Raw genomic sequence first — 15,770 nt, 5'->3', positions numbered from 1 at the left:
TTCCGCCGCAGAGGGGGCACGCAGGGATTCCCACAAAAAAGTGATTACTTTTTCGTGTTCTTTGGCTAATGGTCTGCTAAAACCAACTGGCAATGTAGGCCAGCAGGCAAAGGATAATCGGAGGGGTTTTAGGTGTCAATGTGATATTGGCTAGAAATAAAGCTTTAAAAACTCTATAAAATAACTTTACTTAAGATTTAGTCATCCATTCTAGAATTTTTTATTTTTGAAATTTAAAAATATAAGTAAACTTAAAATGTACTCCGCTATATTAATTAAGTCTTTGAATGCCGACTGATGCTTATTTCTCCTCCATAATACATAACGAACGGCTAATCCAAGGAAGGAAATATTATTTTTATGGTTACAATAAGGGATTCAAACTAAAAAATGATTGTTGTTAGATCTAAAACAAGGTGAAGTTTTATATTAGCTAATTTTTTAAGAATTATTCTCTAATTTAACTAGTAAATTTATAGACCGATAAAATGAATAATTAAATCCATCTTATCGGCTTGCTAGAAGAGGTTTTTAAAACCTTATTTTTTATTGTTTAATATATTTTGGAAATTCTTTTAAAACCTTATGACAAAAGTGGCCCTGTGTGTCCTCTTTCTTCCGCTCTTCAAATTCCTTCATCCCAAATTTCATAACCTCTCTACCATATTTTTCGCCGAGATCATGTTTAGTACATTTTGCGGCAGCCTCTTTTAACTCTTCTGAATAATAGTGATAGTTACAATCAAGTTGAGCTCGGCTTAAAAAACCATGAAGCTCTACTGCTTTCTCACATTGTGTTTGCTCTAGAAGATTTCTAGATTCTTGACTCGCATAAATTGATGTTCCTACTAATAAAGTGAAAATCGTTACTAAAAAATTACGCATTATTTCCCCGACAAAGTTATTAAAAGTATTAGTCATAATATTGCGGGCGTATTAAATAATAATTATCTCTAAGTGTCTATTAATAATAAAGAAAATAGGATAAACTTCTTCTCTTTCGAATATTTAATCACCTTATTAAAATTAGGTGATTAAGTTTTAACAAGTATATATTATTTATTTTACTTCCCTATTTAATTGTTAAATTAGTACATTGGTTAGGGATTAAAGTATGTGCTTTTATGAATTTCAATAATAATATTTAGCCATTTAGGATATTTGATAAGATTTTTGGAAAGATGAGCGCTATGACCAATAAGAATATATTTATTATTTAACCAATATTTGATGAATCTAATGTATGAATCAAAAATTCCTAATATTTGATTTTTGGGTAAGATCCGCAAAGAGCACTGTTTAGTCACCCTTACTGAAACAGTGCTCTTTGCTTCATCACAACTCCTATCCAGTAGAGTCCGATGCATAGAAATAGTGTATGGCTGTGTCGCTCAAAATGTTTACTGAATTTTCAGTTTTTTTAAATGATATCAGCATAAAAATCACGTATATTTAAAATTAACAGAAGAATCTTCTTTGGTTTATATTTTGAACAGCACAGAATACACACTAGATCGCATAGATCGGAAAATATTATCTGCCCTACGTAGAAATGGCCGTTTAACGGTTGCACAGCTCGCCGAAGAAGTCGGGCTTTCATCTTCGCCTTGCTGGACTCGACTCAAACGTTTAGAAAGTCTAAAAATTATTGAAGGCTATACCGTAAACGTAAACCCCAAAGCGATTGGCATTCATGAGTTGTTTTTTATCGAAATTACCCTAGAACGCCACGATGATGAAATGTTAGAAAACTTTAGCGAGGCTTTGGCAGATATTCCGGAAGTGGTCGAAGCGCATTTAGTTACGGGCGACTATGATTATTTGGTGAAAGTGGCCGTAAAAGATGCCGAGCATTACGAACGTTTTTTACGTAAAAAGCTCTACTCGATTAAAGGAATCCGCCACACGCGTTCAACCTTTGCTTTACGACCACTTAAATCTGCCAATACTGCCGATTTAATGTTGATTGAATAATTTGCTTATAGGAACGGCTTTAGGTGGTTCATTGTTTTAATTTGATTTTATTCAATGTTACACATAAAGCTCTCTTGTCAGCTTCTTTAAGTTGAGGATGCTGAACAGGCCACATATAGCTACAGCCATGAGGCGCTTTGTTATTATTTTTCTTAAGTTCATAGGCGATATTTTTTAGCAGCTCTGTGTTTAAAGCGCTAATTTTTACGCGTACTTCGCTTAAGTCTTGAGGCTTCCAGTTGGTTTCCGGACTCGACAACCAGTCGGCGCGATAACGGTACTGGATTGCTTTAGCCACATCCATTTGCACCACTATAAATGGCTTTACTGTTTCGCTGTTAAGCCCAAAAGAGTCAGCTTCAGAAAGCGATTGATCGAGTACTTTCTTTTCTTGTGTTAAATCTTCAATCGGTAAATGCTGCTCTGCCTTATAACCTGCGACATCTTTCATATAAGATAAGCGTTCGTTAATTAAACGCGCGGTTTGCTCATATTGATATGCTTGTGCCAGTGAAGAAAAGCACATCAAAGCTGCCACTGTAGTCGCTAGTTTAACCGTTTGTTGAATATTCTTAATATTTAACATTTAAGTACCTTCAAAATTATTGTTCTGTTGTCATTCCAAAGCAGTACTCTATTTTAAGAACACTCGAAAGTAAAATCTCAAGACACGCTAAGCTCTTGGCTCCATGCAGAATTTGGCTGCTGATAGATATGCTGACAGACTTGTTTAACAGATGAAATAAAGTGCTGGTTTTGCCCATCCCATTTTTCCACCATGCAATATGTCACGTGTATTCCTTTGGGCTGAAACTCTCTTGCCAATGACTGCGATAACGCTCGAATACTCGCAAACATGCTTTGGCTTAACACATCGTAGTGAGTGGAGTTATTAGATGGCGCTCCAAGAAAAATAACAGTGCCCCGCTGCTGCTTTAACATTGGTTTAATCACTGCTTGTGACACGCTCACTGCGCTTAAACCCGTTGTTTGCCAACTGTGCTCAATTTCTTCTAAAGATAAAGCTTCAATATTTGGCACAGATGAAAAATTTGGCTGAAACACGCATAACTCAATGCTATGACTATGGCTGGCAATATATTTTAGTAAACTTTTTAAATGCTCAGTATTCACCAAGTTTAAACGGACACTCGTTATGCCATCATTTACACGGTTTACTTGTATATTCTGAACGCTAGAATCATGTACAGCTTGATAGACATACAATGGAGATTGCTCATTTTTGTCTAAAATTACAAAGTTCTGGTCGAGTAGTTCTATATCATGACCTGCAACCACCACACAGCCCTGCTTTTTTTGAAACTTCTGAAATATTGTTTTTAGCATATGAGTCTCTCAAAATTTTTCTTGATATGGACGTAAATCTAGCTCGTGTGTCCAAAGCTCAGGGCTTTGCTGGTAGAGCATCCAATAGATGTCGGCTATGGCATTAATATTGAGTCCACCCGTCCCCCGTGTGAGACGAATGAAACGTCCTAGACCAAATAAAGCTTTATTAATTCTGTCGCCATCCACCATTCCATCAATAATGACATGAGCAATATGAATGCCTTGAGTTTTATAAATTTGAGCTAAGTTTAATGCATAAGTCCGCAAGGCAGATTTCCCCATAGTGAAAGCTGCGAAAAAAGGCTTTCCACGCAATGAAGCACTGGCTCCGGTAAAAATAAGCGTACCGTGGTTTTGTTCTTTAAATATTTTTAAACAGCTTTGAGAAACTAAATAGGCTGATAAAAAAGTGGATTGCCACATTTGAGTAAAAAACGATAACGGACTGCGTAAAAAAATTGAGGGAATATTTCCCCCAACATTATGAATAACTGCAGTAATGCGTTCATTCTGACTTATGATGGTGTCAAACAATGCTTGAACTTGATTGATATCTTCTGCATCTAGACGAAATGCCACAGCTTCGCCTGCATTGGCATGGATTTCGGCAGCTACTGCCTCAATTTTTTGGAAAGTACGTCCAGCAACGTAAACTTTTAAGCCCTCTTTCGCAAAGCGATGACAGACAGCAGCACCAATGCCCTGTGATGCCCCAACGCCAATAACAACTGCACAATCTCGTATTTTATCTGGTGTTGCTGATGCCATAGCCGTCTCAACCTGTTTGTTTTTTATACCATTCTGCCATAAGTGGACGATCCAAGATTTCCTTACCAAACTTCTTACTTGTACGAATGACTTCACCAAGTTGAGCAACCACCGCAATATCTGCAATGGTTTGGCTGTTTCCAACTAACCATTCACTTTGTGATAAAACCTGCTCAATACGGTCGAGGTGTCGTATAAATTCTTCTTCAACATTTTCAGCTTTCATACGTCCTAACCCTTGAAAGAATAGCTGCGTTTTCAACTCGGCTAAAATAAAACCTTTTACCATGGGCTTTTCATATGCAGGGCGGCCAATACTGCTAATACGAATTGCTTCTTCTAAAGCTTCTGAGTCATTTACGCGTAAATAGACTTCATAAAAATAAAGAGATTCATCTGCCCAATCTTCCCACAGCTCTGCAAGTGCTTTTTGATTTGGATCTTCAGGGTAAAGCCGAGGTGTGTCTGGAAAGGCTTCATCTAGATAGCGCGCGATTCGAGTGCTGTCTTGAATCCTCTGACCGTTATGGTCAATGACAGGTACTTTGCCCACCTTACTTAGTAGAGGAACTTTCGCTCCAAGAATGCCGTTATAGTTAACTGTATCAAATGGAATTCCTTTAAATTTCAAAACCCTTGAAATTTTTTGACAGAATGGGGAAATTTCCCATTGATGCAAAATAATATTCGACATTTATTCACCTTTATTTTTAATTGCCTTTTATCTAGTTCTTTTTTAGAACTAATCAATAAATATACAGAATACTTTTTTAAGTCAAACTGTTTTTGATGACGAACAAGTTCCGAAAGCTAAGAATTATTTGATTTTTATTATTTATATCTTAACAATTTTTAAGCAATATACTTTGAATTATAGGGAGCTCTGCTATAAAAAGAACTCCTCATATAAATTTGAAAGATTAATAAGTCACCGTAACGACAACACTATCAGAATAGACACCAGGTCTACTTGCGATGGCAGTGCCTTGCGGAATTTTTCCATACACTGTAGTCGTTTGAGCACTTCCTGTACCTGTTTTTGAGACTCCCCCTGTTCCCCCAACATTGGTTACGCCTCCCGTGGCATCCCATACCGTACTATAGTTAGAATCTTTATATAGCTGATAGGGAATAAATTCATTATTACTATTGATCATACGCCTAAAGCCTCCAGCAATACGGTTGTTTCCATCCCCTAAATAAATACTATATGGCGTTCCAAAATTACAGGTTGTATTCACTGCCCCTTGCGCTGTGTAATCACGCTTAGTCGTGCCAATATCATTAATATTGCCGAAATCTACAGTTGAGGTTGAGTTTAATTGGCACAGGCTTGGGACCACAAAGTTTGCTGTTAGCAATGTATCGCCTGAATCCCAGCCACCAAGTAAATCACCACATGACAAACCCAAAAGATCCATATCCCAATACAACCGAACCGAAGCCGTATATGTTCCTTGAGGGTATGCAATAAGAGACCCCGTTCGAGCTGGTACTTTTATATTTACCGAGTAGCTCACAATATTATTTGATGCGACTGTTGCTACTGGACCATACCACACATTGGAGGTTTGGTTTGTGGTAGAAGACCCAGCTCCGCCTACAGTTGCAGTAACTGTATAGGGTAATGAAACACTGTTAATTGCATTTGTGGTTCCCGTAAATACGGTTTTCATACACATGAAATTAGAAATCTGGGGAAGTCCTAAATTCGTGCAAGTAATTGTTCCTGAAAGGTTTACGGTTGCATCACTATTGATATTTGCTGCTGTGTAGATAAAAGTGTTATTTGTGGTCCCACTTACCGTACAAGCTGCATGTGCCGGACTAAAAAATGCATAAACAAGATAAAATAAGCAAATGCCTACAAAATATTTTAAAGACAATGGAAAAAACTTATAGCTCTCTATTTGAGCCTTATTCATAATATTTAATGACATACATAAGGTCCCAATTTTTTGGTTGAGTACTGATTACTGTTATATGTGAAGTCAACTTGGCATGAACCATGATCTAGAAGATCGACTTCAAGTTTGTTTTGTTTTAACAGGTTTGGAATAAATACTTCACCGTCGTACCCAACCATCCCATTTTGCTGACCATTAATTCGAACGGTATAACCCGGCATTAACGGTGAATTTTTTTGATCAACCAGTTTTACTAATCCTGAAATAACCTGATGAGCACCAAAGTCAACCAAAGTTCCTTGACGATAACCCACGACTGTTTTTTGATCTGTAGATTTAACATTCCAATTCAGAGGAAGATACGATGGATCTAAATAAATATGGTTCACTTGATATGGCATGAGACTAGGAATCAGAAATCTTCCAGACTTGTCAGTTTCTCCTAAATTGACTCCACCATTTATAATTTGACTTTGCGGCCCTGCATTGGTTACGACCGCATAGCCGTCTCCAATTTCATTGGCCGCAAAGATACGTCCCGCCGCCGCAACCAATGAACCCGTCGCTGAAAGTGCAACCTGATCGTTGTCTCCAAATCGGTTATAGCGTCCCGTCAGGTAAGCTGCCCGTGCTCGGTAAGATGCATAGACCGATGCATTGTTTTCATTGGCATCCTGATCTCTTTCAACATAACCACCCCAGCCAAATGAACCAATTTGGGGTTCTGACAAACCGAATATTTCTTGGCGATACCGTAGGCTACCGCTGTCACTAGATACACTTGTAATCGCATTCACTTTACTGGACGGGGTATATCGCAGTGCAAAGTAAATCCCATAGTCCTTATGGTTTTCATAATCTTTATACGCTGATGCATAAAAACCCCAGTTCTTGTCCAAACTTCCACTTAAATTGGTAGACAGTAATTTATAGGAGTTATCACTATATTTGATCTGGTTATAGCCCAGATAAACCCCATAGCCTGTATAAAAGTTATAGTTAATCCCTGCCCTAAAAATCTCATCAGCCAATGCACTGTAGTTCAGATAGTTTTGTGACTCGGCATTGATCTGGTTATCTTTCAAATATCTCACTTGAGACACACGGGCAAGGTCAAAATAGTTATCAAATACTTTACGGTAACTGGTGTTAAATGAAATGTTCTTACTGATGCGCCCTTCTAAACCCAGCAAGGCAGAATAACCGTTTTCATCTTTATACTGGCTCGCTGCAATGTCAGCATTGATCACCCCAATACCAAAAATATTCTTGGCAAATCCTGTGCCGAGGTTCGACAGGCCATCTGTTGAAGCTTCTGCACCACCACTTAAAGTCAGTGAGTTACTGTAGCCGTATCTGATCGCACCTGAGGCAAAGGTGGCATCATCATAATCGTTTGAATAGAGTCCATAGTTGTAGCGTGGAATACCAATATCTACTGAAAACTCATTAATGCCTTTTGCCAGAATCTTGGATGAAAAATAGTACGGCTTTTTGGTAATGCTCTGCTTTCCGGTTGCATCGGTAGTCACAAGGGTGACTTCATTTCCTGAAATAAATGGGAGCTGTTTAATATCAAATGGACCAGATGGGACTAACCCTGAATAAATCTTTTGTTGATTGACATATAAATCCAGTGTTGAAGGCAATGCTGCCGAGCCAGAAAATTGCGGGAGTGCTGAGGTGACAATATCACCGCGTTGACTATAAGCACTCGACCACTGGAAACCAGCCAGACGGACACTACTGCCCCAGTCAGGACTATTGGAAATAAAGTCCCCTAGGGTATATATCCTGATCTTTTCAGGGTCTACGTACTGCCACTTACTTTCCAGTCGTACCCATTTTTCATGGCTATAGCTAGTTTCATTACTACCGTTATATAAAACCCCTGATGAGAAGTTACCGATTGAGCTATTAAAGATCCCCTCAGCCGTACCTGAGAAAACGTTCTCGTCATTGGTTACGGTGTTATACAGACTGTAATTCAGAATGGCTGCATTTAAGGGTTTCATCTTTAGCAAATTGGGGCTAGTAATCTGCTGTCCACTTAAGTCAACTGAGTAACCCGTTAACATGTTCGATGGAACTTTTAAGTTTAAAGACTGCTCATTCTCGAGATATTTAAACTGAATTCCATTTAAATCATTAATACACACCCACTGGTTATCTGGGATATGTTCATCTATTTTTAGTCTTAAATTTTTTAAGGTACTAGAACGAATATATAGTTTTCCATCCTTAGATTGCTTTACAGCAACCAAATCTTCAGAAGCATTTGAGTTAATCGAAATATTTAAAAATAGATGAATGAAATTAAGATCTTGCTCCTGCTCATTCGTTCCTACTTGTGTATATTCACTATTGTTACCTACAGATTTAGGAACACTGGGAACTGCAGTATTGGTATGATCTAGTAACTGTTCGGCAAAAGAATATGCAGGAAAATACGCAACACATAAGACACCTATAATGTATTTCATATAAGCCTCTTAAAGTGTGGTTTTCTTACCATTAACTGTTAGAGATACGCTGTATTTATGATTTGGTTGGTAGGTAAAGTTACTAATCGAGTAGCTTTTCGACTTCTCCGCAAGAATATAACCATTCACAGTATTTACTTTAATCGGATAACTTTTATTCGCAGTTGTATCAACAAGCGTTAGGCTATTTAACAACGCATGTCGGTTACCTATATTGCTAATATTTAAAGAAGGTGTGTTCTGGTTAACATCAATTTTCCAACTCAGTTTGGTAATTGCATCTTTATTCACTACAAATACAGGTAATGACGAGCGAAGTAATACATTTACTCCCTGAGCTGCTTTACGGCTATCAATTGGTTTTGGTAACTCATCAATAATAATACGATAAGTTTTTTCGCCAGAAACTGGCGTTGGATTAATCCTAACTACACGTAAGTTATAAGAATCATTAGGTTGTAGTTTTAAAAATGGTGGACTAACTACAATCTCATCCGTAGGGACTAATTGATCTTGCCCAGCATTTTGTCTCCACTCAAATACACGCACCTGCAAATCAGCACTTTCATTTGACTGGTTATATAAACTAATTGAAGCAGCATTTTGATTACTTAATATTTCTACATTTACAGGTGAAAGACGGATTGTTGCGGCGTTAATAGAGCTAGATAAAGATAAGAATAATCCCGTAATAATAAAAATATTTTTTTTCATGATTTGCTCAAATATAACTTTTTTAATGTATTAGCCCTTTCAAAAGGGCTAACGTAATTCTAATTTATGCAAATTAATAAGTTACTGTGACAGTCACACTGTCAACATAGCTACCAGCACTTGGTAAAGTTGTTCCTGCAGGAATACGACCATACACATTTACAGTTTGAACATTACCCGTTCCAGTTCCACTGTAGGCAGTCGTTGCAATACCAATTGCTGTGGCACGCCCTGTGTCAGAAAAAAGGTTGTAAGGAATATATTCGTTGCTAGTCGCCCCACCGATCATACGACGTTGGGTTGATAAAACATTCTGACCACCATCAAATGACAAAGTCCATGGCACAGTATTATTACAAAGGACTTTAATTGAGGTACCACCTGTCGTTGTAGTATCTGCATCGACATTGCTAGCCAGCGAACTTAAAGTACCAAAGTCTAAAACTGCATTTGTTGTCGTACCGGTTGCAGAAGTATTCAATACACAACTATTGGTTACTGTTGCTCGAACAGTTAATGTACCTGTTGCTGTAGCTGCATTTGCTGCATTGAGAGAAAATACTCCTGCAACAACTGCTGATAAATAAATAAAAGTCTTTTTCATGGCCAAAACCTTTTAAACTAAATTGTCGAATTAATAGATATAAAAAATTTAACCCTTATTCTTACAATCATTTTTATTTGACTGCTCTTTTAAAGCTTATTTTTTTATCCTACTTTCCAACATAATACATAAAAATAAATAAAATGCATGTTCACGTTATTATTTTAATTTCTAATCAATAAAACAAATTTACCTAAACCTATCTTACGGATACAAAAAAACAATAATTACAAAATTTAAGTTTTTGATTTAAATAACTTTAATAAAATTTAAAAAAAATTTATTTATTTAAATTTAAATAAATATGTCAAAAAATTATCAAACTTTATGAAATTAAATTCTATTTACATAAGTACTTAGTTATTTCCTGACTATACTTTTAATAGTAATTTTATATTATTACTTAAAAGTGCATCTTCAAAAAACTATTAAAGATCATAATTTATATAAAAATAAAATGATAAAACTTGATCTACAGATGAACTATAACAAGGATAGTTTTATTTATTTTAAATCTTGAAGAGCTATGAGATATAAAAAATAAAGGCCTCTTTAGAGACCTTTATTTAGTAAGTTTAAATAATTAAACGCTCAGCATGCTATTTAAAGTTTCAGAAACATTTTTCGATTTCACTTTAGGCTGCAATGCTTGTAAAGCTTGTTGTACTTGAGTGCGCTGAGGTTCTGCAAGCGTATACCAGCGAGATAACACCTGTAACAGACGTGAACCTAAAATCGGGTTTTTCTCGTCAAGATATTCTGCAAGGTTAATAAAGTGAGCGACACCAAAGCCCCAAGTATTTTCAGGATTATTTGACAAGCCACCACTTACCGCACGAATACGGTTTGGAGTTGTTAAATCATAGTCAGGATGTTGAGTTAAGTACTCGATTGTTTCTGTTGTGGCATTCGGGTTTGCAGCCTGAATCATAAACCACTGGTCTAAAGATAAAGCTTCATCTTTAAAGCGGTCATAGAAATCAGCAAGCGCCTCTTGAGCTTGAGGTGCGTTTTGCCAAACCAATACACGTAGCGCACCTAAACGCTCAGACATATTGCCTGTGTTTTGGTATTGAACATGTGCTAATTCAAATGCACTTTGATCACCCTGACGAGCCATCATCATCAGCATGATATTTTTTAATGCACGTACACCCATGGCTAAAGAAAACTCTTTTTGCAAGTCTGGGTCAAGTGTAAGATACGTATCTTTCCAAAACGCACCCAACTCTTGTGCCAAACGATTCAGTAAAGCTTCACGTTTTACATGAATATCGGCTGGTGCATAGTCCTGATCGATACGGCTACCCAAATAACCTTCACTTGGAACATCAAACAAACGTGATGCTAAAAGCGGGTCGCGGCCAACCAATTCAGGCAAAGTGCTCTGAATAGCTTGAATGTAAGCATCTGCAGAATGGTCTTCTAGCAAAATACGTTCAAGTAAGGTTTGTGTTGCTTGCCACTGGTTGAAACCGTTTGTTTCATGTTGAATTAAGAATGCTAATTCTTCATCACTGTAATCAAATACAAGATTTACAGGTGCAGAGAAATTACGTAGTAGTGAAACAACAGGTTGCTCAGTTACCCCTGTAAACTCAATAGTTGCCTCATCTTGATCAAACAAGTACACGCCATCTTTAACATCATTTACGAATAGACTGTTACTGTGCAATGTATATTGTTCCCCTGTTTGAGCGTTAAAAAGCGCTAAAGCAACAGGAATTGGAACAGCTTTTAAGTTTGGATATTTCGGATGCGCTTTTAGGCTTTGTTTAAAGCTTAAACGGTAAGTTTGTGCTGTTGCATCGTACTCACCTTTTGCTTCAAGCTTTGGCGTACCTGGTTGGTTATACCAAGTTAAGAATGCAGATAAATCAACACCTGAACCCGCAGATAATGCAGCAACCCAGTCTTCTACTGTTACGGCTTGTCCATCATGACGGCGGAAATATTCATCGGTTCCTTGACGGTATTTTTCTTTACCGAGTAAGGTCGACATCATGCGGTTAATTTCCGCACCTTTTTCATAGACTGTCGCTGTATAGAAGTTATTAATTTCTACAAAGTGATCTGGGCGTGGTGGATGCGACAATGGACCAGCATCTTCAGGGAATTGATGCGATTTAAGTACAGCGACATCATCAATACGTTGAACTGCAGCAGATTGTAAATCTTCAGAGAAAGACTGGTCACGGAAAACCGTTAAACCTTCTTTTAAGCACAGCTGGAACCAGTCACGGCAAGTAATACGGTTACCTGTCCAGTTATGGAAATATTCATGCGCAATCACAGACTGTACTCGCATAATGGCTGCATCAGTTGTGTACTCTTCATCGGCAAGCACGCATGAGGTATTAAAGATGTTTAAACCTTTATTTTCCATGGCACCCATGTTGAACTGGCTAACAGCAACAATCATATAGTTATCGAGGTCATAAGCACGACCGTAGTGTTCTTCATCCCAACGCATTGAATGCTTTAATGCTTCCATTGCGATATGGCATTTTGGAATGTCTTTCTCGATTGCATAGATTTCTAAAGCAACATCGCGCCCTTCAGACGTCGTATAGCGGTCTTTAAGAACAGCTAAATCACCAATAACACAAGCAAACAAGTAGCTTGGTTTTTTAGTCGGGTCTTGCCAGATCGCAAAGTGGCGGTTTTCACCTACCTCACCTGTTTCAAGCAAATTACCATTGGCAAGTAACACTGGATATTTTTTGTCGGCTTCTACACGTGTCGTAAAGACTGAAAGTACATCTGGACGGTCTGGATAGAACGTGATTTTGCGGAAGCCTTCAGGTTCATTCTGGGTTACAAACAACTCATCTGCTTTATACAAACCTTCAAGCTGAGTGTTGGTTTCAGGATGAATAATCACTTGAGTTTGTAAAATGACTTCATCTGGTGCATCAGTGATCACCAGTTGTTCACTATCGAGTGAATATTGTGCAGGAGTAAGATCTTGACCATTGAGCTGAATAGATTGCAACTCAAGATCACGACCTAATAATACCAAGTCTCCAGCAGTTTGACGCTTCATGACTAATGTTGAATCAACAATTGTTTTATCGTCATATACTTGAATATCAAGATTAATGGATTCAACCAAGAATGAAGGTTTTTGATAATCTTTTAAATAAACTGTTTGATCTGCCTGAACTGGAGGCTGCGCCGCAATATTCATCTTTATTCCTTATATACTTTTCGGAAACCGTAGTACGAATTTTATGAACTTGATCATACACATTCATACATACCGTGTTTGTTTACCTTTATAAAATTAATGGGACTTCATTTATACATTTCAAATTAGAATCGTCTTTTATTAGCACAGATTAGACCAAATTTACGATAATCGTTGCTTATATAATCAATCTATACAATAAAAATAAAACAACTTCAGCTTTTAACATTTTTTAGAGTCAGCTTACATTTTGGGCATGGTTCTTGCCTTCACTAATACACCAATATAAATATTTCAATCAGAACAAGAGGTGTCAGTATGGAATTAAAAGCACATTTTCATCGTTTAGAAAATATTAAAGCGATTCATGATCTAAACGCAGCAGGTCTCGATCACCATGTGATTGCGGTGTTTTTATCTGCAGAAGGTATTTCAATGACTGCTCAGGAGGTAACTTCTATCGTCAATACTTACGACGCTTTAGGTAAAGTAAAATTACCAAGTAAAAAAGTGCAGGCACTTATTAATGCCAAAAAGCTTGGACAGAATGATGAGAGCTTGCCGTGCCCTGTTTAATCTTAACTTGTAGTCTGTTATGAAAACCTAAAATCAAAATAAAGATTTTAGGTTTTCTATTTTTGCACCAAACAAAAAGACAATCTCAGCTATCGGCAATGTGGCTGTGTATAATAGCTCTATCCTGACTAATTTATGCATTCGGAGCGAAATGGCCTTACAAATTCTACAGAAACAGCTAGATGAAAGTAGCCATTGTCCTCTCTGCCAAGCTTCAATGTACTGGGTAGATGCCGAGCAATTTGAACAAGACATTCAGTTTCATGAATGCAGCCATTGTCAGCATCGTGTATTTAAAGATACGAAAATGACTTGTCATTGTGAAACATGCACAAAACAACGGAAAAAGCTTTTACAGCAAACACGCCTACAAGAACAACGCCAGTTTAAGTCAAAAGAGCAACCTCAACGTAGTCTGGAACAGCTCAGTTTTTTACATAAACTTTTTTTACTTAGCCTGCTCGACGACTATGCTCGTGATGACATTGCACATGACGAATACATTCATTGGGATCAGATAAAATATCAGCCGATTACCCCCAACTGGATGTTCCAGAACCATCTCATTAAACAGCTTCATAAAGATGGGATTTTAAATACACAAGATCAAACCGATGAACCACAGTGCTTTTATTTAAATATTCGTCTAGATGGCTATAGCGACCCAAGTTTATTTAGTGTAGCTCAGCAATTACGCCACTGGTTCTATGAAAACCTAAGTCTTGGTATTCCATTTCGTAGTGCCGATGAAGTGAAAGACGTGCTGTTTCAGGTGCTCTATCAAGAAATTATTCAGTTCACTCAGTTCTATTGCCGAACTTGGGGTATCCAAATTGCAGGAAGCTCTAATTTTCAAGCCTTTTGCTACCGTTTAATGGACTCATTGGCGATTGGTCAAATTTATTATCTTATTCAGACTGCACTTGAATATCTTTATAAACAAAAGGCACTACAGCCACGAAACGAAAAATTTATTAACACCAATCTATTAAAAAAAACTTTAGAGCAATATCGGGAACGAGCTTTGGCTGAAAAGTGGGAAACTTCGATGTTGCCACGCCCTTACAATATTCCTTACAGCAAAATGAGCCATATATTATTTAACCGCTTTTTAGGTTATGACGAACAGATATTTGTACAACCTGTATGGAAAGCATGGCGAAAAATCGAACCTCGTTTAAACTTTTACTCGGTTAAACGTTGTATGTACTGTGGTTCAAATGATCTAAGCGTGGACTATGATGCAGCAGATTATGTGTCGTTGATTTGCCAAAATTGCAAACATCAAGATCACTATTTTACCCGTTAACTTTCTTATCTCTGGCTTAATAAGGATTATCAGATGATTTCGACATCCAACCTCATTGAACAGGTGATTGAAGCTTGGCAAAACATGCAGGCAAAAACGCCGCTGGTACAATGTATTACCAACAGCGTTGCTGCCAACTACACCGCCAATGTATTACTTGCTTCCGGTGCTTCACCTGCCCTGATTGATAATCCTTATGAAGCAGAAAGTTTTACCAAAATTTCATCGGCTTTAAGCATTAATTTAGGCACACCGACTTCAGAGCAAATGCAAGCCATGCAAATCTCTGCCAAGACCGCACAGCTTAACAATGTTCCTTGGGTACTCGATCCGGTAGGCTATGGGCCAATATTAGCTTGGCGCAGTCAAATGACAGACGAGCTTTTACAGTTCAAGCCAAGCGTTATACGTGGTAATGCCTCAGAAATCAGTACGCTTGCAGGCAATCAGGTTCAATCAAAAGGTGTAGACAGCACTTTAAGCAGTGACCAAGCTTATCAACAAGCTTTTTCACTATTAACTCATGCAAGCTGTATCGCTATTTCAGGTGAATCAGATTACATTTTGTCTAACGAAGTTAATGCTGTAATTCAAGTAAATGGTGGAAGCCCGTTACAACCCAAAATTACTGCAACTGGCTGCGCTTTGGGTGCATTAATTGCAGCATATAGCGCTGTGACGACACCAACCATTGCAGCTCTTTCAGCTCATATTCATTTTGCAATTGCAGGTAAACTTGCTGCAAATCAAGCTCAAACGATGGGTAGTTTTAGTAGCATATTTATGGATTATATCCATATGTTAGATGCTAATCTGATTGAGCAATACGCAGATGTCAAACTTTTAAATAAACAGGCATAACCTAAACTATGCCTGAATTACACTAGACTCACTT

The 15,770-nt window shown here is 37.6% G+C and carries 14 protein-coding genes; 4 read left to right on the top strand and 10 right to left on the bottom strand.

Translation table 11 applies throughout. The features are described from left to right. Positions 1–546: 546 nt before the first annotated feature. A complete protein-coding gene (locus RFX69_RS15230) occupies positions 547–885 on the bottom strand; it encodes a hypothetical protein (protein ID WP_001243511.1) in 339 nt (112 codons plus the stop codon). A gap of 603 nt (positions 886–1,488) precedes the next feature. Here RFX69_RS15230 and RFX69_RS15225 point away from each other — a divergent pair. Continuing rightward, positions 1,489–1,974 (top strand): Lrp/AsnC family transcriptional regulator, encoded by a 486-nt coding sequence (locus tag RFX69_RS15225; protein ID WP_001089197.1) that lies wholly within the window; start codon positions 1,489–1,491, stop codon positions 1,972–1,974. A 28-nt stretch (positions 1,975–2,002) separates the two neighbouring features. Here RFX69_RS15225 and RFX69_RS15220 read toward each other — a convergent pair whose 3' ends face one another. From RFX69_RS15220 to pepN, 9 genes are all read right to left on the bottom strand, one after another. Then, on the bottom strand, positions 2,003–2,560 hold the full coding sequence (locus tag RFX69_RS15220) for a chorismate mutase (RefSeq protein WP_289332489.1): 558 nt from the start codon (positions 2,558–2,560) through the stop codon (positions 2,003–2,005). 77 nt (positions 2,561–2,637) lie between these two features. Next, positions 2,638–3,321, bottom strand: a complete 684-nt coding sequence (locus RFX69_RS15215; RefSeq protein WP_289332488.1) for an SDR family NAD(P)-dependent oxidoreductase — start codon at positions 3,319–3,321, stop codon at positions 2,638–2,640. A 9-nt stretch (positions 3,322–3,330) separates the two neighbouring features. Further along, positions 3,331–4,092 (bottom strand): SDR family NAD(P)-dependent oxidoreductase, encoded by a 762-nt coding sequence (locus tag RFX69_RS15210; protein ID WP_272236124.1) that lies wholly within the window; start codon positions 4,090–4,092, stop codon positions 3,331–3,333. Positions 4,093–4,099: 7 nt separating this feature from the next. Continuing rightward, entirely contained in the window at positions 4,100–4,786 is a 687-nt protein-coding gene (locus RFX69_RS15205) for a glutathione S-transferase family protein (protein ID WP_289332487.1), read from the bottom strand. A gap of 226 nt (positions 4,787–5,012) precedes the next feature. Beyond that, positions 5,013–6,032 (bottom strand): spore coat U domain-containing protein, encoded by a 1,020-nt coding sequence (locus RFX69_RS15200; RefSeq protein WP_017398417.1) that lies wholly within the window; start codon positions 6,030–6,032, stop codon positions 5,013–5,015. After that, on the bottom strand, positions 6,023–8,482 hold the full coding sequence (locus tag RFX69_RS15195) for a fimbria/pilus outer membrane usher protein (protein ID WP_289332486.1): 2,460 nt from the start codon (positions 8,480–8,482) through the stop codon (positions 6,023–6,025). Before RFX69_RS15195 ends, RFX69_RS15200 begins: the two co-directional genes overlap by 10 nt. Before the next feature lie 9 nt (positions 8,483–8,491). Beyond that, complete coding sequence (locus tag RFX69_RS15190) at positions 8,492–9,196, bottom strand: molecular chaperone (protein ID WP_289332485.1); 705 nt, start codon at positions 9,194–9,196, stop codon at positions 8,492–8,494. A 73-nt stretch (positions 9,197–9,269) separates the two neighbouring features. Beyond that, entirely contained in the window at positions 9,270–9,806 is a 537-nt protein-coding gene (locus RFX69_RS15185) for a spore coat U domain-containing protein (RefSeq protein WP_199977870.1), read from the bottom strand. A gap of 577 nt (positions 9,807–10,383) precedes the next feature. Continuing rightward, on the bottom strand, positions 10,384–12,990 hold the full coding sequence (pepN, locus tag RFX69_RS15180) for an aminopeptidase N (protein ID WP_068562748.1): 2,607 nt from the start codon (positions 12,988–12,990) through the stop codon (positions 10,384–10,386). Positions 12,991–13,308: 318 nt separating this feature from the next. On the opposite strand from pepN, the gene RFX69_RS15175 reads away from it, so the two are divergent. The 3 genes from RFX69_RS15175 to thiM all read left to right on the top strand — a co-directional run bounded on the left by RFX69_RS15175 (position 13,309) and on the right by thiM (position 15,736). After that, positions 13,309–13,566 (top strand): hypothetical protein, encoded by a 258-nt coding sequence (locus RFX69_RS15175; protein WP_002119338.1) that lies wholly within the window; start codon positions 13,309–13,311, stop codon positions 13,564–13,566. A gap of 151 nt (positions 13,567–13,717) precedes the next feature. Beyond that, the gene (locus RFX69_RS15170; protein ID WP_289332484.1) at positions 13,718–14,875 is read left to right on the top strand and encodes a hypothetical protein; all 1,158 of its coding nucleotides are present in this window, start codon (positions 13,718–13,720) and stop codon (positions 14,873–14,875) included. A gap of 33 nt (positions 14,876–14,908) precedes the next feature. Beyond that, positions 14,909–15,736: a hydroxyethylthiazole kinase gene (thiM, locus tag RFX69_RS15165; RefSeq protein WP_309169484.1), complete on the top strand. Its 828-nt coding sequence runs from the start codon at positions 14,909–14,911 to the stop codon at positions 15,734–15,736. The last annotated feature ends 34 nt before the right edge of the window (positions 15,737–15,770 follow it).

Source organism: Acinetobacter sp. 148, from assembly GCF_031196675.1.
Taxonomy (GTDB): domain Bacteria; phylum Pseudomonadota; class Gammaproteobacteria; order Pseudomonadales; family Moraxellaceae; genus Acinetobacter; species Acinetobacter baumannii.
Note: the sequence above shows the minus strand (reverse complement) of the source record. Positions and strands in the feature narration are given on the sequence as shown.